A 17717-nucleotide genomic window follows, 5' to 3' on the forward strand; every position below is an offset into this window, starting at 1 on the left:
CGTCGAAAGGAGTGAGGCTCGTGCGGGTTGGTTTGTTTATCACTTGTCTGTCGGACGTGTTTTATCCCGAAGTGGGGACCAGTATGGTCCGAGTGTTGCGCCGTCTAGGAGCGGAGATCGATTTTCCGGAAGGTCAGACCTGTTGCGGGCAGCCTGCCTTTAACAGCGGATATCAGCAAGAGGCTAAGCGGGCGGCGCGCCAGATGATCCAAACCTTTGAGGGTTTTGAAGCGGTAGTGACGCCCTCGGGTTCCTGTGCGGCTATGGTGCGTCACTACTATCCCGCGTTGTTTTCAGGAGAGGCAGAATGGGAAAGGCGTGCCGAGCAGTTCGCTTCCCGTTGTTTTGAGTTCTCCGAATTTATGGTAAAAAATTGGGGGGACCGCCATCTTCCCGTTAAGATGGATGGTACCGCCACCTACCACCATTCCTGTCATATGTACCGGATGCTGGACTTGTCCGATCCGCCCATCCGGTTGTTATCTCAGGTGGAGGGGCTTACCTTGAAGGAATTGCCCTATCATCAGGATTGCTGCGGCTTTGGCGGTACCTTCGCCGTCAAGATGGCCGATATCTCCACCGCCATGGCAGATGAAAAGGTGGATCACGTTTGCTCGACGGGAGCCGACTATCTTATCGGTTCCGATATGAGCTGCCTGATGCACCTGGGAGGCCGCATCCGCCGCAAGGGACATCCGGTGGAAGTGCTTCACGTGGCGCAAGTGTTGGATCGGGGGTGGATGTCATGAGCCTGGGAGCTTCGACTCTTCCTTTCACCAAACGGGTGGAGCAAGCGATGGAGGATGATTTTTTGCGCCAGGCGGTTCGCCGTACGCAGGACAAACTGCGCGGTGGCAAAGAACGCGCCGCCTCCGACATGGGGGACTGGGAAGCTTGGCGCAAGCGGGCCGAGGCGATTCGACAGCATACCATCCAACACCTGGACACCTATCTGGATCAATTTACGACACAGGTGGAAGAAGCCGGTGGCGTTGTTCATTTCGCAGATACGTCCCAAGACGTCATCGACGTGGTGACGGACATCATCCGTGCGAAAAAAGCGCGGTCGGTGGTTAAATCCAAATCGATGGTGTCGGAAGAGGTCGATTTGAATCGCGTTTTAGAGGACGCGGGAGTGGAGGTAGTGGAATCGGATCTGGGGGAGTATATCGTGCAATTAGCGAAGGAAGCCCCCTCTCACATCATCATTCCTGCGATCCACAAAAATCGCGATCAGGTGGCAGAACTGTTCTCAAAAGAGGCAGGGGAGAAACTGCCGCCGGAAACCCACATTTTAACCCGGTTTGCCAGGGAACGGATGCGGCAAAAATTTCTGGAGGCGGATATCGGCATCACCGGTTGCAACTTTGGCGTAGCGGAGTCGGGGGCACTGGTGTTGGTGAGTAACGAAGGAAATGCCCGACTCACCACTACTCTCCCCCGGACGCATATCGCGGTGATGGGAATGGAGCGGCTGGCCCCCCGCTGGACCGATCTCGATATCCTTCTTACCATGTTGACCCGAAGTGCTACCGGCCAAGCGATCACCAGTTATGTAACGGCGATCACCGGCCCCCGGCGACAAGAGGACGGGGACGGCCCGGAAGAACTGCACGTGGTGATTGTGGATAATGGCCGCTCCTCCATGCTGGGGACCGATTATCAGTCGGTGCTGAACTGCATCCGTTGTGGGGCGTGTATCAACGTTTGTCCCGTTTATCGTCAGATTGGAGGCCACGCCTATGGCGGGGTGTATCCCGGTCCCATCGGGGCCGTGTTGACCCCGCTCCTGGAGGGGCTGGACGGCTGGCAGGAGCTTCCCTACGCTTCCAGTCTGTGCGGCGCTTGCACGGAAGCGTGTCCGGTTCGTATTCCGCTGCATGACCACTTGTTGGATTTGCGCCGGGATGAAGTGGCGCAAAAAGAGACTTCCTGGGCGGAACGTCTCGCTTTCAAGGGTTTTGGACTTGTCGCGGAACGGCCGGGGTTGTTTGAGGCAGGGGCACGGTCAGGGGGATGGCTCGCCCGCCAAGTGGCGGAAGACGGCTACTTGCAAACAGGCTGGGGTCCATTGAAACCTTGGACCGATACCCGTGATTTCCCCGCGCCGGCCCGCCAATCCTTCCGACAGTGGTGGCGGGAAGAAGGGGGGAAGGCGGATGAATGACAAGCTTTCAAAAAAAGACGCTTTCCTGGAGAGGATTTCCCAGCGCTTGGGCCGCCCCCGCCCGGATACGGTCGAGGCTCCGGAATGGCCGGATCAACCTTGGGACGAGCTGAAGGAGGGAGGGCTGGAACAATTTGCGGCGAACCTGGAACAGGCGGGAGCCGATGTGATTCAGGTTCCACACCGACAAGCCTTGTCTGAACGCTTGCACCACGATATGCGTCAACAGCGGGTGAAACGGCTGGTTGCCTGGAATGATCCCGTTTTATCCCCGTTGCTGGAAGGAGCTCCCCTGGAGCAAGTGGACCGATGGGACCCTTCTCATCCGGATAAAAGCATCCGTTCCGCAGAACAGGCGGATGTGGGTCTGGTTCGGGCCGAGTGGGGACTGGCCTTTTCCGGAACGGTGATGTTGTGGAACGACAAGGGCCGAGGGCGCAGTGTCAGCCTGCTGCCTGCGGCGTTGTGGGTCATTCTGCCCGCCAGTCGCATCTTGCCCCGGATGGAACCGGCCCTTTCCTGGATCAGGGAGCAGGGATGCCCCCCTTCCTGCATCAATTTCATCTCCGGTCCCAGCCGCACTTCCGATATCGAGAACGATCTGAGTATCGGAGTCCACGGGCCTGGCGAATTACGGGTATATGTGGTGGATGCGATGAAAGGATAAATGGCGGTCTGTTTGTTCCGGCAAAAAAATCGAGATACAACTCTACAGCCCTACTGCTGGCGAAAAGGGACTTTTTTACGGGACAGGTCTGACATCGGGGAGAATTTAAACTCTTCTTCGATGTCAGGCTTTTTTATGGGTTGGGGGATCCACGGGAGAAATATTGAGGGAGACGCGTGTACAATAGAGGCGAAACGAGGAAAACAACGGTATCCCGTTGGAAAAGACAGGCCGGGCATCGGAATCGCCCCTCTTCCGATGCCCGGCCTGTTTTTTTATGCCCTCCCCCAAAGGGCTCGTCTAACAAGGGGCAGGGGATCTTGATAGATTTAGAGAAGAAAAGTGAGAAGATAAGAAAGTGCTGTTATCAAAAGACCCGTGATCAAAGCAATGGAAGCGGCCCAATTCACTTGGCTGGCCCGTTCTTTTCGTTGTCCATCCTCTTCACCTAATGGTTCATCATATCCACCGTACTCCTTTTCCGCTTTGGAAGAGAACATGGCGCGGAATCCTTTGGAGAACAGACTGAAAAATCCGCCCGAGATCACGGTATAAATTCCCGCCACGACGAGAAGGATCATGCCCACCAAGAATAAATTGTCGATCAATCGGAATGTTGTTCCGCCGGATGCGGCATAACAAGCTGCTACAATCAGGATGCTGGCAACGAGGGACCATAGAGTTCGGCTCTTTCGCAAATGGGGTTCCTCCTTTCCGATATCGGGTGTGATGAATCGTTTTTCCACAAGAAAGGGCTTTTCTCCTTTGACTATTTCCATAAAGAATCCTGGTTTTTTATAAAAGGAAACTTGTTTTTATTATATACCATATTTTATGAAATATAATGATAGCGATTGCAAACTTTAATCTCTAATAATTTTGCGACAACTCTTTCCTCCCCTGTGATTTTCATTTATAATGGACAAGGTCATAATTTTATTCGATGGATTTCATCCTAGTAATGGTTTATAAAAAAATCCCTGCCAAACTCTGGTTTTAATAAGAATGGGGGAGAATCGAACATGAGGAAACGGTTGACGATGGTCCTCACCTTGCTGACGGTATTCAGTTTGGTATTGGCCGGGTGTGGCGGTGTGCAGACCGGAGCACAGGATGGGGAAAAGGGTATCGACGAGAACCAAGAGCTGAACATGACCTTTCCGACAGAACCGCCAACCCTGGACTCTTCGCTGGCCAGTGATGCGTATTCCTTTGATATTTTGAACAATGTGATGGAAGGATTATATCGCCTCAACAAGGATAACAAGCCGGAACCGGCCATGGCCTCCAGCGTCGACATCTCCGACGATAAAACGACCTACACATTTTCATTGCGCGACGCCAACTGGAGTAATGGCGAACCGGTAACGGCCCATGATTTTGAGTACGCCTGGAAGCGTACGCTCAACCCCGAAACCAAAGCGGAGTATTCTTACATCCTTTACCCGGTGAAAAATGCAGAGGCCTATAATACCGGGGAAGCTTCCGCAGATGACGTGGGAGTCAAAGCAGTGGATGAAAAGACCCTGGAAGTGCAATTGGAAGCCCCCAGTCCTTACTTTCTCAGCCTGACCGCCTTTGCCACCTACCTGCCGCTGAATGAGAGTGCGGTGGAGGAATTCGGGAATAAATACGGAACAGAAGCGGATCAAATGGTCTTTAACGGCCCCTATGATATAGCGGAATGGAAACATGAACAAAGCATTCAATTGAAGAAAAGCAAAACGTATTGGGATCGGAACGTGGTTCGGTTGGAGACGGTCAACTTAAACATCGTGAAAGATACCGCCACAGGCGTCAACCTGTATACGGGAAATCAGGTGGATGTGGCGGAGTTGAGCTCCAGTTTGGCGGAAGCTTTCCAGAAGAGTCCGGAGTACTTACCGTTTACCGGAGCGGCCACCCAGTATTTGGTCTTTAACACCAACAACGATTTCCTCTCCAACGAGAATGTCCGGAAGGCCATCAGTTTTGCGATTGACCGTGAATCCCTCGTGAAAATTATGAAGGATGGTTCGGAACCCGCCTTCGGCTTTGTGCCGCCCTCGATCTTCACCAGTGACAACCAGGTATTTCGGGATGTGGCTTCTGACGGTCATCAGTACAGTCCGCAGGAGGCGCAGCGGATGTTGAAAGAAGGAATGGAGGAACTCGGCTTCTCCACCACCCCGCGCATCACGCTGTTGAGCTATGATGATGAACGGCGTCAGGCGGCTGTGTTTATGCAGGAGCAGTTGCGCAACAATCTGGATCTGGATGTTCAGATCGATCCCAAACCCTTTAAACAGAAACTGGATCGCGAGCTGGCTGGCGACTTTGAAATCACCTTTGCCGGGTGGGGGGCGGATTACAACGACCCGCAAACCTTCCTCGACATCTATGTGAGTGACGGTCCCTACAACTGGGCGGATTGGTCCAGCAAAGAGTACGATGAATTAATCCAGAAATCAAAAGGCAACACCAACAACGAAGAACGGACTCAAAACTTTGTAGAGGCGGAAAAACTTTTGTTGGATGAAGCGCCCATTGCACCGATTCTGTATCGTGGCAAGATTTTCCTCCAAAAACAGTATGTCAAAAATATTTATCGCCATCCCGTGGGTGCTGAGTTGAGCCTGAAGTGGGCTTATATAGACGGAAAAGAATAATAATCGCAGGTTTTTTACAAAGAAAGAATCCTCGTTTTCCAATGGGGATTCTTTCTTTTGTTAGTAAATAAATAGAATAAACATCCATAAAATTCGTCTTTGATTTTTTATGCAATTGAAGATATGATAGTTATGGCACATATAATTACGCTAAATTGTGTGAAATTTATCCCGTTTTATACTGCATTCGTATAACCTACATAGGGTGGAGCGGGAGGAATTTCGACCTCTCGGTCGAATTGAATCATTTGGACAACCGGTTTCAACTTTATCACTTCATTACTTGGGTGTTATGGGTTTTGCCTATGACATAAACAGAAAAATTTCATCCTTATAAGGGGGGAATCCTAGTGGGCAAGAGGTTTCAACTATCGCTGGCCATCTTGTTGGCCGCCAGTCTGTTTTTGAGTGCCTGCGGCGGTGTGGATCAAGCGGCTGACGGCGGGGAGGGCAAACAAGTCCTCAATCTAATGCAGACGTCGGAACCACCGGGATTGGACAGCGCCACCACCACTGATGCAGTATCCAATGAAATTTTGAATAACGTCATGGAAGGTCTCTACCGCCTGGACAAGAACAACGAGCCGGTTGAAGGAATGGCCGAGGATGTGGAGATCAGCAAAGATAAAAAGACCTACACCTTCAAACTTCGCGAGGCCGAATGGAGCGACGGGGAGCCGGTGACGGCGCAGGATTTCGAGTATGCCTGGAAGCGGGCCCTGGATCCTAAAACCAAGTCTGAATACGCATACATCATGTACCCGGTCAAAGGTGCTCAGAAATACAACACTGGAAAAGGCAACCCGGAAGATGTGGGTGTGAAAGCACTGGATGATAAAACCCTTGAAGTGAAATTGGAGGAACCGATTCCGTACTTCCAAGGATTGCTCACCTTTACCACCTTCTACCCGCAGCGGGAGGATATCCTTGAAGAACATGGGAACAAATATGCCACTGAAGTGGACAAGATGGTCTACAACGGCCCCTTCGTGATGTCCGACTGGCAGCACCAAAAGAGCTACCAGCTTAAGAAAAACGATAAATACTGGGATCATGAGTCCGTGAAGTTGGTTGAAATCAACTTCAGCATTGTGAAAGAAACCTCCACCGGGGTGAACCTGTTTGAGACCGGTAAACTGGATGTAGCCACGTTGAGCGACGATTTCGTCGACAAGTATGCAGACAGTGAATCGGTGGTTGAAGTTCCCGAGTCCACTACGTTCTATCTGCAATTCAACACCGATGAAAAGTTCTTCGACAACGGCAAGATCCGGAAGGCCTTCTCCATGGTGCTGGATCGCAGCACGATTACGGACAAACTCCGTAAAGACGGTTCCGAACCGGCTGCCGGATTGGTTCCTTCCGTGATTCAAGTGGAGGACCAATCGTTCCGTGAACTTTCCGGTAACCATATTAAACCGAAAGCCGACCCGAAAGAAGCCAAGAAGTTGCTGAAAGAAGGGTTAAAAGAAGTCGGCCTGGATAAACTGCCGACGGTGGAATTGATCGGTTACGATCACGATCAAGGAAAGAAAGAACAAGAGTATATGAAAGAAGCGTTGGAAAGTGCATTAGACATCAATGTCAAAATCCAAATCCTTCCTTTCGAGCAGAAACTGGATCGCGAATCCAACGGAGACTTCCAATTTAGCTTCGCCGGCTGGGGTGCCGATTACAACGACCCCATGACCTTCATGGATCTGATGGTCACCGATGGTCCTTACAATCGGGGCGGGTGGAGCAACAAAGAGTACGACAAGTTGATTGAAAAATCCCTGTCCAACCCGGACTTCGAAGAGCGCGCCAAAGACTTGGCCACAGCGGAGAAGATCCTGATGAACGAGATGGGTCTGGTGCCGATTTACCACCGTTCCCGCCTGAACCTGCAAGATGAGAAAGTCAAGGAACTCTACCGCCATCCCTTCGGTGCGGACCGCACCTTTAAGTGGACATACATCGAGGAGTAAGCGAAGAACAGCGCATCTTTGGATAGCGGAGTGCGAGAAGGTATATGGTCCCATCGGGTCATATACCTTCTGTGCGCTATCCACGGAATAGTCCATAGGATTTAGAAAATTGAACGAAAGGGGAGTGAAGGCATGGGCCGTTACATTCTGCAACGCGCCATTTACATGGTGATCACCCTATGGGTCATCATCACCATCACGTTTTTCCTGATGAACTTGCTACCGGGTTCCCCTTTGTCCAACGAAGACCGTCTTCCGCCTGAATTGAAAGAGCAGATTCTGCGCGAATACGGGCTGGATCAACCGCTGCCACTACGGTATGTGCAGTATCTAGGCAGTTTGCTGCAAGGAGATTTAGGGATTTCGTATCACTATGACGGTCGTTCCGTCTCCGACCTCATTTCACAGGGTTTTCCGGCCTCCGCTCAGATCGGGTTGCAAGCGCTGGTATTTGGTGTCCTGCTCGGTGTGATATTGGGCAGTATCGCCGCCTTGCGCCGCGGCACTTGGGTGGATAACGCGGCAACCACCTTGGCGGTGTTGGGATATTCCATCCCCAGTTTTGTGTTTGCTGCACTCTTATCCTATTATGTCGGCGTAAAGTGGGGGATTCTTCCGCCGGGACTGTGGGGTACCTGGCAGCACTCCGTCTTGCCGTCGTTGGCGCTGTCCGTGTTGGTGATCGCTCAGATCTCCCGGTACATTCGGACGGAAATGCTGGAAGTGCTCGGGCAGGACTACATGAAGACGGCGAAAGCAAAGGGATTGTCCCGGGGAGTCACCATCGTGCGCCATGCCTTGCGCAATTCCCTGATTCCGGCCATAACCATCCTGGGTCCCTTGGCAGTCAATTTGCTCACGGGCACATTGGTGGTGGAACGGATCTTTGGTGTGCCTGGAATGGGATGGATCTTCGTAGAATCCATCAATATCAATGACTACACCCTGATTATGGGTGTTACCATTTTCTACAGCTTTCTGATTATCCTCAGTATGTTTATCGTCGATGTCCTGTACGGCGTAGTCGACCCGCGGATCCGCATCACGGAAGCAAAGGAGTGAACGGAACATGGCGAAAAACGTAACGCCGGATTTGTTTGAACCGGCCCATATCCAGCAGTCGGAACAGGAAATGGTCCGCCGCAAGCGGATCGGCTTTTGGCAGGATGCCTGGCGCCGGTTCCGTTCCAACTGGGGAGCGATGATCGGACTGTTCTTGATTCTTGTGATCGGGGTAATGGCCGTCGTGGGACCGGAGATGAATCCCTACACGATCAATCAACAGCAGTATGAATATCTGAATCAATCTTCTTTTGGCGACTACTGGTTCGGTACGGATGCTTTGGGAAGGGATTTGTGGACCCGTACCTGGTACGGAGCGGGCATTTCCCTGTTGATCGCCTTGATTGCGGCGGGAATCGATCTGACGATCGGGTTGACCTACGGTGCGATTTCGGGTTATTTCGGTGGACGGGTGGACACCTGGATGCAGCGGGTGATTGAGGTCCTCTACGGTATTCCCAACCTGATTATGATCATCTTGCTTCTGTTGGTGTTAGAACCGGGGATCTTTGCAATCGCCTTGGCCATTTCACTGACCGGTTGGGTGCCGATGGCCCGAATTGTGCGAGCGCAGATGCTGAAGCTGAAATCCCAGGAATACGTGTTGGCTGCCCGCACGCTGGGGGCAGGGAGCCGTCGGATGCTGACCAAGCATCTTTTGCCCAATGTATTCGGACCGGTCATTATCACCATTATGTTTACCATTCCCACTGCTATCTTTTTTGAAGCGTTTCTCGGCTTTATCGGGCTGGGTCTCAATCCGCCCCAGGCCAGTTTGGGCGTGTTGATCAATGACGGCTACAAGTTATTGCAGTTGTATCCGTATCAAACCTTTATCCCGGCAGCGGTATTGTCCTTGCTGATGTTTAGTTTCAACCTGTTGGGTGACGGATTGCGGGATGCCCTGGATCCCAAACTGCGCCAATAAAGAAAGGAGGGACCCTGTGATGGAAAACAACTTGCTGCAAGTAAAAGACCTGCATGTCTCCTTTTCCACCTACAATGGGGAAGTGAAGGCGGTACGCGGCGTCAGCTTCGATGTTCGCAAAGGGGAAACCGTCGCAGTGGTGGGGGAATCCGGCTGCGGGAAAAGTGTCACTTCCCAAAGCATCATGCGCCTTATTCCCCGGCCGCCGGGGGTGTTTAAAAAAGGGGAAATCCTCTTTAACGGCAAAGATTTAACCAAGTTGCGGGAGCAGGAGATGGAAAAGATTCGCGGGAAAGAGATCGCGATGATCTTTCAGGACCCGATGACTTCCCTGAACCCGACGATGACCGTGGGTCGTCAAATTATGGAGGGGTTGATCAAACACCAACACCTATCCAAGGACAAAGCGAAAGTCCGTGCCTTGGAGATGCTGCGATTGGTGGGGATTCCCAGCCCGGAATCCCGGATCAACCAGTATCCGCACCAATTCAGCGGCGGTATGCGTCAACGGGCCATGATCGCCATCGCATTAGCCTGCGCTCCCAAACTGCTCATCGCCGACGAGCCGACCACTGCCTTGGATGTAACCATCCAGGCGCAGATTCTGGATTTGATGAACGAACTGAAGGAGAAGTTGAACACGTCCATCATCCTGATCACCCATGATTTGGGTGTCGTGGCGGAAACGGCTGACCGGGTCGTGGTGATGTATGCCGGCAAGGTGATTGAGTCGGGCACCGTGGAAGAGATTTTTTATCACCCGCGTCACCCCTATACATGGGGACTGATGGGATCGATGCCCCGGCTGGATCAAACGCGGGAGCAGGAGCTCAACCCGATCACGGGTACCCCGCCGGATCTACTGTCGCCGCCGAAGGGTTGTCCCTTTGCCGCCCGGTGCAAGCATGCCATGAAGATCTGTACACAAGAGATGCCGGAGACCACCGTTGTCGGCCGCGACGGATTTCATCAGGTGGCATGCTGGCTTGAACACCCGATGGCACCTGCGGTTGAACCGCCGGCTGAAGTAGTGGGAGGGGGATCCAAATGAGCATGAATGAACCCCGGGTGGAAAAAATCCTGGAAGTGAAGAATGTGAAGAAACACTTTCATATGGGGGGCGGCCAAGTCGTTAAAGCGGTGGACGATGTCAGCTTTGAGGTATATAAAGGGGAAACATTGGGCCTGGTGGGGGAGTCCGGTTGTGGCAAATCCACCATCGGCCGGACGATCATCCGCTTGTATGAGGCCACTGACGGAGAGGTTCGCTTTAAAGGGCGCACCACCAAAAATCTGAAGGGCCGCAACCTAAAGGATTTCAACCGGGAAATGCAGATGATTTTCCAGGACCCTTATGCCTCCCTGAACCCCCGTATGACCGTAGGTGACATTATCGCCGAGGGTTTGGATATCCACGGATTGGCCAAGGGCAGAGCGCGGCGGTTGCGTGTGATGGAATTATTGAAGACGGTGGGTCTCAACGAAGAACATGCGGAGCGGTTTCCTCACGAATTTAGCGGGGGGCAGCGACAGCGGATCGGAATCGCCCGGGCGCTGGCGGTCGATCCGGATTTTATCATTGCGGACGAGCCCATCTCCGCTCTGGATGTATCCATTCAGGCGCAGGTTGTCAACCTGATGAAGAAGTTGCAGCGGGAAAAAGGGCTTACCTATTTATTTATCGCTCATGATTTGTCCATGGTAAAGTACATCAGTGACCGGGTCGGGGTCATGTACCTGGGCAACCTGGTGGAATTGGCGGAAAGTCAGGAGCTGTACGACAATCCGCTTCATCCCTACACGGAGGCACTTCTGTCCGCGGTGCCGATTCCGGACCCCGGTATGGAAGGCAAGCGGGAACGGATTATTCTTGAAGGGGATGTTCCCAGCCCCATCGATCCGCCCAGCGGTTGCCGCTTTCGGACCCGCTGTCCGAAAGTGATGGACATCTGTGTCAAGGAGAGTCCAAAATGGCAGGAAGTACGCCCCATGCATTGGGTTTCCTGTCACTTATACCAAGAGGAATCCCTCGAAAAAGAAGAACGGAACAAGCGGTAACAAACAATCAAGCATCTCCCGGAAAAGCCGAGGGATGCTTGATTTCTCGTCCTATAAAAAGTGAAAAACCCTTCCCGGACGGGGAAGGGGAGTGGATTGGCTATGAGTGATCAGAGCACTTGTTCCACTTCGGTGACACCCGGAACTTCTTCCACCAAAGCGCGTTCGATCCCGGCTTTCAGGGTGATGGTGGAGCTGGGGCAACTGCCGCATGCTCCCAGGAGGCGGACACGCACCACACCGTCCACGATTTCCACCAATTCGACGTCTCCGCCGTCCCGTTGAATGAAGGGACGCAATTTATCCAAGACTTCTTGTACTTGTGTTTCCATGGGTTCCATCTCCTTTCAGAGGCTCTATACGAACCCCGACCGATCTAGCCCTTCTATGGCTATTGTAGTCAGTTTCCCCGGACAAATCAATCCGTCTGTTTTCATAAATGATTCCTATTTTTATTATACCGAAAGGAAGGAAAAAAGTCGCGCCTAATAAACTTATTATTCCTATGCGAATAAAATGTTTTGTGAGGGCGTACAGTCATGGTAAGATTGAGTGGGTTTGATCTTCCGGAATGTACTCAAGGGGGAAGTGGAAGAGCCTATGCGAAGAGTCGTTGAGGATATAAAAGATCTGATCGGTGATACGCCAATGGTTCGAATTAAGCGATTCGATCTGCCTGAAGGCGTTAAAATCTACGCGAAGTTGGAAGCGTTCAACCCGGGAGGGAGCGTCAAGGACCGCTTGGGTCTTTCCTTGATCCGGGCGGGGGAAGAAAGCGGAAAGCTGGCTCCCGGCGGAACGATTATCGAACCCACCGCGGGAAATACGGGTATCGGGGTGGCATTGGCCGCCATTGGGACCGGTTACCGAGTGATCTTCGTCGTACCGGAGAAATTTTCTCAGGAAAAGCAGCAGCTGATGCGGGCATTGGGAGCAGAGGTGGTGAATACTCCCACAGAAGAGGGAATGAAGGGGGCAATCGCCAAGGCCCGGGAGCTGGAACGAAAGATCGAAGGGGCATACTGCCCGCAACAGTTTGGAAACCCGGCCAACCCGGAGGCGCATTACTTGACAACCGGCCCGGAAATCTGGGAACAGCTTGACGGGAAGGTTGACATTTTTGTTGCCGGTGCCGGTACCGGAGGGACCTTTATGGGGTGTGCCCGCTTTCTGAAAGAAAAAAATCCAAATATCAAAACCGTCATTGTGGAACCGGAAGGATCCATTCTGGGGGGCGGCGATCCGGGTCCTCACCGGACGGAAGGGATCGGAATGGAATTTTTGCCGGATTACATGGATCCTGCTTATTTTGATGCCATTCATACGGTGAACGATGAAGACGCATTCCGGATGGTGACCGAACTGTCATCGCGGGAAGGGTTGTTAGTGGCCAGTTCTTCCGGAGCCGCCTTTTACGCTGCTTTACAAGAAGCACGTCTGGCTCCTGCCGGCACCACCATCGCAGTTGTGTTTCCGGACAGCAGTGAACGATACCTGAGCCAGAATATTTACGGAGGAGAGTGACCAGGATGCGAATGGATACCAAACTGATCCATGGAGGCGTGTTTGGAGATGAACGGACCGGGGCGGTTAGTGTCCCCATCTACCAAGTCTCCACTTACAAACAGGATGCGATCGGTCAACACCGGGGCTATGAGTATTCCCGTACGGGCAATCCCACCCGGGCCGCGCTGGAACAATTAATCGCCGACCTGGAGAACGGGAGTCGCGGATTCGCTTTCTCTTCCGGGATGGCGGCGATCTCCACCGTCTTAGCCCTGTTTGACCGGGGTGATCATTTGGTGGTGGGGGACGATATCTACGGCGGAACCTATCGTGTCTTAAGCCGTGTGTTTAACCGGATGGGAGTGGAGGCGGCCTTTGTGGACACCAGTGATCTGGAAGCGGTCCGCGGGGCCATCCGTCCGGAAACCAAAGCGGTCTTTTTGGAAACACCGAGCAACCCGCTTTTAAAGGTGACGGACATTGCCGCTGTCGCCGCGATCTGCCGTGAACACGACTTGATGCTGATCGTGGACAACACGTTTCTCACTCCATATTGGCAAAATCCCCTGGATCTCGGAGCGGATATCGTGGTTCACAGCGCGACCAAATACCTGGGCGGCCACAGTGATGTCGTGGCTGGGTTGGCGGTGGTGAAAGAGGAAGCGCTGGGTGAATCGATCCACTTCCTGCAAAACTCCATTGGTGGGATCTTGCCACCTCAGGATTCCTGGCTTCTGATGCGAGGAATGAAAACGTTGGGATTGCGCATGCGGCAACACGAGGAGAGTGCCCGTACACTGGCGGAGTGGCTGGTGAAACGGGTGGATGTCACTTCTGTCTTTTATCCGGGGCTGAACGATCACCCCGGACATGATATTGCTACCCGCCAGGCCCGAGGCTTTGGCGGAATGATCTCCTTTGATGTGGGCAACGGTGAACGGGCGGAACAGGTACTGGGGCGTACCCGTTGGTTTACACTGGCGGAAAGCCTGGGAGCAGTGGAGAGTCTCATTTCTGTTCCGGCGAGGATGACCCATGCCTCGATTCCACCGGAACGTCGGCGCGAGTTGGGGATCTCTGACGGCCTGGTTCGGATCTCAGTTGGGGTGGAAGATGTAAATGACCTGATGGAAGACTTAGAACTTGCCCTGAACGGCTGAGAAAGGGGGAGATCCCGTGGCGAAAGCACCGGTAAACGTACAGGTGTACGGGGCGGAAGAACGGTGTGCCAGCTGTGTCAACTTTCCTTCTGCCCAAGAAACCGCTTCTTGGTTGGAAGCCGCATTGGGACGGAAGTTCGGAGATGCGGTCAACGTACGTTATATTGACATCCATGACCCGGAGGGAACGGATGAGAAAGCTTTTTCCCGCCGGGTGATCGAAGAGGATCTTTGGTATCCGGTCGTGGTGATTGATCATGAAATCGTCGGGGAAGGAAACCCCAAACTGAACGCAATCCAGCGAAAGTTGGAGGAGATGGGTCTCTCCTCTGTCGACGAGAAATAAAAAGAAAACGTTTGGGAATCAACCCTCCTGTGTCATGAACATAGGAGGGTTGATGTGATTTGTCCTGCTGGAATGAACATGGATCATTGACGCTGCATGAATTTGGATGTAAAATAATCTTACATAAAACGATTCGAAATCCTTTATGTCGATCTATATGTCATATAATCTTACATAAAAGCAGGGAGGGGTAGGAAATGCGGGTGGAACGGGCCTTGCGTATAGAACGAACCTTGCGTATGGAACGAACCTGGAACGTCCAAGAAGTAGCCTGGTTTGTCAGTGTGGCAAGGGGAGTGGACAATCCCGTTACCTTGGAGTATCGAACCAGCACCGCCAATGGCAAAGGCTTGTTGGGAGTGGTATCCCTGATGATGAACGTAAAAGCGGGCGAAGCCGTACGTTTGGTCGTGACCGGTTCCGGTTCTTCCGACGCGATAAGGGTGTTAGTGGACCAGCTGCCAGTGGGAGTTGTAGTGGAACCGTCGGCGTCGGAGAAGAGTATTCTTCTTTAAGGAGATTGATGCCAAAAAAAGTCCAGCTCATGGCTGGATTTTTCATTTGCTGGAATGCAGCAGGCTCTGGTTGGGGTCTTTTACGCTTTTGATCAGCTCGGCACGGATGATATACCGTTCAGGGGCGCTGCCCACCAAGTTAAAGGGATAGCATGTGATGAGGGTGAGGGCGGGTTCTTTGAGAGGGACGATGACCGACCGGTCATCTTCATCCACGATCCAATGCTTACGCACTTGGTACGTATGAGTATAACCGTTCATTTTGACATACAGACGGTCGCCTTCTTCAATTTCCCCGGCTCGGCGGAAAACGGTCTCCCGATGTCCCGCCAAGACGCTGTGGCCGGTTTGACCGGGCAGAACCGTGCCATATCCGATATATTGGCCCACCCCATCAGCCAACTCCTCATCCCCTGTACCGTACACGATAGGGAGAATGGCACCGATCCGGGGGATGACCAACTCCCCGATCAAGTCCCCTCGTTCCGGGGTCCACTCTGTGTCCACGCCTTTATCCAATGTGGGTTGGGTTTGAGTATCGTTCCAGTCATCGGCTACGGCCATGGCCAACTGTGGATCGCGGACCACCACGCGCAACTGGTCCCACCAGTGGTAGCCGTTGTAAATCAAGATGATCCCCCCGAGCAGGATCATGAGAATGGCAATTTTCCGAATCACCGACACTTGCCTCCTTGGGGACGGGTTCCATGGTTGAATCAATCGTTTGGATCGCATCTATCTTACCACGGTCTACCCTTTGGAACAATTGAAATCAAGGGGAAACGGAGCAACCCCGCGATATCTTTTCGCAGGGCTGCTTGAAGACGGTGATCGATGGGAATCAGCGTTTCAAGAGAGTCCATTTCTTACGAAAGAAGAGGAGCGTTCCCAATGCAGCCAACAATCCGCCGACCAGGATACCCCAAGGGTGAGAAGTGGCGGTTTTCGGCAGTTTCGCGCCGTTTTTGACTTGGTCCACCACTTTTTTGCCTTCTTTGGGATCCAGGGTGATGGTACCCTTATCTCCGGGCTTTTTTTCATCATCCGGGGTTTTGCCCCCCGGATCTTTGTTACCCGGGTTTTTGCCGTTTCCATCACCGGGCAGCAGACAGGCCGCTTTTTCATCGATGGTGAAATCCACTTCAGCGGCAATCAGGGGGAAGCGTGACCCATCCACGTCTCCCTCAAAGAAAGCAACTGCCGTGTAATTGCCGGGAGGGAAGCCATTCAGCTCTTTCCGGCTGAACGTATGGGAGTAGGTTAGACCCTGCGCTCGATCAGATTCGTGTTCCAGGAAGAATTCGTCCTTTTCATTGTCCAAGAAAAAGCTTGCCAGTTCACCCCACCAACCGTCGTCCCATGGAAACACGATGATCGTCCAAATTCCTTCGGCACTTTCGGCATGGGAAAGGCCGGTGTCAATGGTCAATCCCGTTTCGGAACAAGCAGGCAAGGTAACATGCATCTCCGGAATGGTGAACGTGTATGGGTACTTCAAGTCCTGTGTCTCTCCATCGACTTTTCCATCGAAGTGTACGTCGATCTGATAAGTTTCTCCCGGTTCCAACGCATACAGGTTAAAAACGTGGGACTGTTTGGTGCCGTTTCGCTTGTACTTGATTTCATCATCGTTGTTAAGCGTGAACACCCATGTTCCGCTGGCTTCCTTCGCGTTCGGGATCGAAGCCTCCACAATAAGGGAAGCAAGATCCTTTTCCTCGTTATAGTCAAAGGAGTGATTGACGGTCAGTTGGTACTCTTTTCCCGGTTCCGGTTTTTCCACGGAGAAGCGGTAACGCTCATTCAATTCAACACGTTGGCCGTCCACATATCCCTTAAAAGAGACAGCGGCGGTGTAGTCACCGGCAGGAAGGTGGCTAAACATGCCGGTTGCCGTATGATCAGGATGGATCACCACTTTTTCCGCTTGTTGGCCGTTATGGAGTGTAAACGTCCAGGTGCCGCGGACCTGCTCGCCTCCCACCACTTTGGCGGGGATACGGATTTCGGCTCTCTCGTCATGGACATCATGAGGGCCCAGCTTTAAACCGAGGGAGGAGAGGGTCACGGTACCGGAGGTTTCCAGGGGGAATTCCCAAATAAAGAATTGAATCGTGCCTTTAAACTGAACGGTGACTTCATGTTTACCGGCAGGGAGGTTCTGAAATGTTCCCCTGGCGGATGTTTCACTGTATTTCTTTACCTCGGCTTGTGTGCCATCAGGGAGGGTAAAGGTGAAATTCCCTTTGGTAATCGCTCCGATGGGGGCCACGTTCCGAATGTAGGCATCCACTACTCCCTGGTTGTTGTCTTGGTTGACGCGGCCTTCCAGTTCCAATTGAATATTTTCCTGCGCTTCTGCGGCTTTTATTTCCGCCTGTTTTTGTTGATTGCGATCGATGCTGTCTTCAGACTGGTTGGTTCCGGACTCGGAGCCTTCTTTATCCTCCGTTTTTGTTCTTTCTTTTTCATGAGGAACATCTCCTAATGGTTTCTCCTGAGGATCGGCAGTGTTGACATCCCCTTGTTGCATATTTGCCTCTCCGATCGTGCCGGTGCTCCCTTCAAGGGAGTTGGCGAATACAAGGCCTGACGGCATGATGGTGAGCAGCATGGCAAAAACCATTAGAAGTGAGAGTTTTCTCAAGTTTAACCCTCCTTATAATCGTAACCAAATTTTGCACAAAAACAGT

At 52.5% G+C, this 17717-nt stretch carries 17 protein-coding genes; 13 read left to right on the forward strand and 4 right to left on the reverse strand.

Features of this window, described 5'->3' with window-relative positions; genetic code table 11:
- Positions 1-20: 20 nt before the first annotated feature.
- Genes JOE21_RS10980 through JOE21_RS10990 form a run of 3 tightly spaced genes read left to right on the forward strand, consistent with a single transcriptional unit; the run spans position 21 to position 2834 of the window.
- Complete coding sequence (locus tag JOE21_RS10980; RefSeq protein ID WP_309865916.1) at positions 21-749, forward strand: (Fe-S)-binding protein; 729 nt, start codon at positions 21-23, stop codon at positions 747-749.
- Complete coding sequence (locus JOE21_RS10985) at positions 746-2167, forward strand: LutB/LldF family L-lactate oxidation iron-sulfur protein (protein WP_309865918.1); 1422 nt, start codon at positions 746-748, stop codon at positions 2165-2167. Before JOE21_RS10980 ends, JOE21_RS10985 begins: the two co-directional genes overlap by 4 nt.
- Positions 2160-2834, forward strand: a complete 675-nt coding sequence (locus tag JOE21_RS10990; RefSeq protein ID WP_309865920.1) for a LutC/YkgG family protein — start codon at positions 2160-2162, stop codon at positions 2832-2834. The genes JOE21_RS10985 and JOE21_RS10990 overlap by 8 nt, the downstream gene beginning before the upstream one ends.
- Before the next feature lie 329 nt (positions 2835-3163).
- On the opposite strand, the gene JOE21_RS10995 is transcribed toward JOE21_RS10990, so the two are convergent.
- Complete coding sequence (locus tag JOE21_RS10995) at positions 3164-3532, reverse strand: DUF3899 domain-containing protein (RefSeq protein ID WP_309865922.1); 369 nt, start codon at positions 3530-3532, stop codon at positions 3164-3166.
- Positions 3533-3856: 324 nt separating this feature from the next.
- Here JOE21_RS10995 and JOE21_RS11000 point away from each other — a divergent pair, with 324 nt between their 5' ends.
- The 6 genes from JOE21_RS11000 to JOE21_RS11025 all read left to right on the forward strand — a co-directional run bounded on the left by JOE21_RS11000 (position 3857) and on the right by JOE21_RS11025 (position 11497).
- The gene (locus tag JOE21_RS11000; RefSeq protein ID WP_309865924.1) at positions 3857-5482 is read left to right on the forward strand and encodes a peptide ABC transporter substrate-binding protein; all 1626 of its coding nucleotides are present in this window, start codon (positions 3857-3859) and stop codon (positions 5480-5482) included.
- A 350-nt stretch (positions 5483-5832) separates the two neighbouring features.
- A complete protein-coding gene (locus tag JOE21_RS11005) occupies positions 5833-7449 on the forward strand; it encodes a peptide ABC transporter substrate-binding protein (protein ID WP_309865926.1) in 1617 nt (538 codons plus the stop codon).
- Between the two features lie 132 nt (positions 7450-7581).
- Complete coding sequence (locus JOE21_RS11010; protein WP_309865928.1) at positions 7582-8511, forward strand: ABC transporter permease; 930 nt, start codon at positions 7582-7584, stop codon at positions 8509-8511.
- 7 nt (positions 8512-8518) lie between these two features.
- A complete protein-coding gene (locus JOE21_RS11015) occupies positions 8519-9439 on the forward strand; it encodes an ABC transporter permease (protein ID WP_309865930.1) in 921 nt (306 codons plus the stop codon).
- Between the two features lie 19 nt (positions 9440-9458).
- Positions 9459-10490 (forward strand): ABC transporter ATP-binding protein, encoded by a 1032-nt coding sequence (locus tag JOE21_RS11020; RefSeq protein WP_309865931.1) that lies wholly within the window; start codon positions 9459-9461, stop codon positions 10488-10490.
- Entirely contained in the window at positions 10487-11497 is a 1011-nt protein-coding gene (locus tag JOE21_RS11025; protein WP_309865933.1) for an ABC transporter ATP-binding protein, read from the forward strand. Before JOE21_RS11020 ends, JOE21_RS11025 begins: the two co-directional genes overlap by 4 nt.
- A gap of 110 nt (positions 11498-11607) precedes the next feature.
- Here the strand turns inward: JOE21_RS11025 and JOE21_RS11030 are convergent, their stop codons facing one another.
- Positions 11608-11838 carry a NifU family protein gene (locus JOE21_RS11030; protein ID WP_309865935.1) on the reverse strand — a complete coding sequence of 77 codons (231 nt, stop codon included), beginning with the start codon at positions 11836-11838 and terminating at the stop codon, positions 11608-11610.
- Positions 11839-12097: 259 nt separating this feature from the next.
- On the opposite strand from JOE21_RS11030, the gene JOE21_RS11035 reads away from it, so the two are divergent.
- The 4 genes from JOE21_RS11035 (at position 12098) to JOE21_RS11050 (ending at position 15024) form a co-directional block, all read left to right on the forward strand.
- The gene (locus JOE21_RS11035) at positions 12098-13021 is read left to right on the forward strand and encodes a PLP-dependent cysteine synthase family protein (RefSeq protein ID WP_309865937.1); all 924 of its coding nucleotides are present in this window, start codon (positions 12098-12100) and stop codon (positions 13019-13021) included.
- A 5-nt stretch (positions 13022-13026) separates the two neighbouring features.
- Complete coding sequence (locus JOE21_RS11040) at positions 13027-14163, forward strand: bifunctional cystathionine gamma-lyase/homocysteine desulfhydrase (RefSeq protein ID WP_309865939.1); 1137 nt, start codon at positions 13027-13029, stop codon at positions 14161-14163.
- A gap of 16 nt (positions 14164-14179) precedes the next feature.
- On the forward strand, positions 14180-14509 hold the full coding sequence (locus JOE21_RS11045; RefSeq protein ID WP_309865940.1) for a YuzD family protein: 330 nt from the start codon (positions 14180-14182) through the stop codon (positions 14507-14509).
- A gap of 197 nt (positions 14510-14706) precedes the next feature.
- A complete protein-coding gene (locus JOE21_RS11050) occupies positions 14707-15024 on the forward strand; it encodes an HPr family phosphocarrier protein (protein ID WP_309865942.1) in 318 nt (105 codons plus the stop codon).
- A 42-nt stretch (positions 15025-15066) separates the two neighbouring features.
- Here the strand turns inward: JOE21_RS11050 and srtD are convergent, their stop codons facing one another.
- Both srtD and JOE21_RS11060 read right to left on the reverse strand, forming a co-directional pair.
- Positions 15067-15702 (reverse strand): class D sortase, LPxTATN-specific, encoded by a 636-nt coding sequence (gene srtD, locus JOE21_RS11055; RefSeq protein WP_309865944.1) that lies wholly within the window; start codon positions 15700-15702, stop codon positions 15067-15069.
- A gap of 163 nt (positions 15703-15865) precedes the next feature.
- Positions 15866-17671, reverse strand: a complete 1806-nt coding sequence (locus JOE21_RS11060) for an LPXTG cell wall anchor domain-containing protein (RefSeq protein ID WP_309865946.1) — start codon at positions 17669-17671, stop codon at positions 15866-15868.
- Positions 17672-17717: the final 46 nt, after the last annotated feature.

It is taken from the genome of Desmospora profundinema (assembly GCF_031454155.1).
Taxonomy (GTDB): Bacteria; Bacillota; Bacilli; order Thermoactinomycetales; family DSM-45169; genus Desmospora; species Desmospora profundinema.

Excerpts from the sequence above, each read along its gene's own strand:
- JOE21_RS10985 (WP_309865918.1), top strand. The coding sequence starts at position 746 with ATGAGCCTGGGAGCTTCGACTCTTCCTTTCACCAAACGGGTGGAGCAA.
- JOE21_RS10990 (WP_309865920.1), top strand. The coding sequence starts at position 2,160 with ATGAATGACAAGCTTTCAAAAAAAGACGCTTTCCTGGAGAGGATTTCC.
- JOE21_RS11000 (WP_309865924.1), top strand. The coding sequence starts at position 3,857 with ATGAGGAAACGGTTGACGATGGTCCTCACCTTGCTGACGGTATTCAGT.
- JOE21_RS11010 (WP_309865928.1), top strand. The coding sequence starts at position 7,582 with ATGGGCCGTTACATTCTGCAACGCGCCATTTACATGGTGATCACCCTA.
- JOE21_RS11015 (WP_309865930.1), top strand. The coding sequence starts at position 8,519 with ATGGCGAAAAACGTAACGCCGGATTTGTTTGAACCGGCCCATATCCAG.
- JOE21_RS11020 (WP_309865931.1), top strand. The coding sequence starts at position 9,459 with ATGGAAAACAACTTGCTGCAAGTAAAAGACCTGCATGTCTCCTTTTCC.
- JOE21_RS11025 (WP_309865933.1), top strand. The coding sequence starts at position 10,487 with ATGAGCATGAATGAACCCCGGGTGGAAAAAATCCTGGAAGTGAAGAAT.
- JOE21_RS11030 (WP_309865935.1), bottom strand. The coding sequence starts at position 11,838 with ATGGAACCCATGGAAACACAAGTACAAGAAGTCTTGGATAAATTGCGT.
- JOE21_RS11035 (WP_309865937.1), top strand. The coding sequence starts at position 12,098 with ATGCGAAGAGTCGTTGAGGATATAAAAGATCTGATCGGTGATACGCCA.
- JOE21_RS11040 (WP_309865939.1), top strand. The coding sequence starts at position 13,027 with ATGCGAATGGATACCAAACTGATCCATGGAGGCGTGTTTGGAGATGAA.
- JOE21_RS11050 (WP_309865942.1), top strand. The coding sequence starts at position 14,707 with ATGCGGGTGGAACGGGCCTTGCGTATAGAACGAACCTTGCGTATGGAA.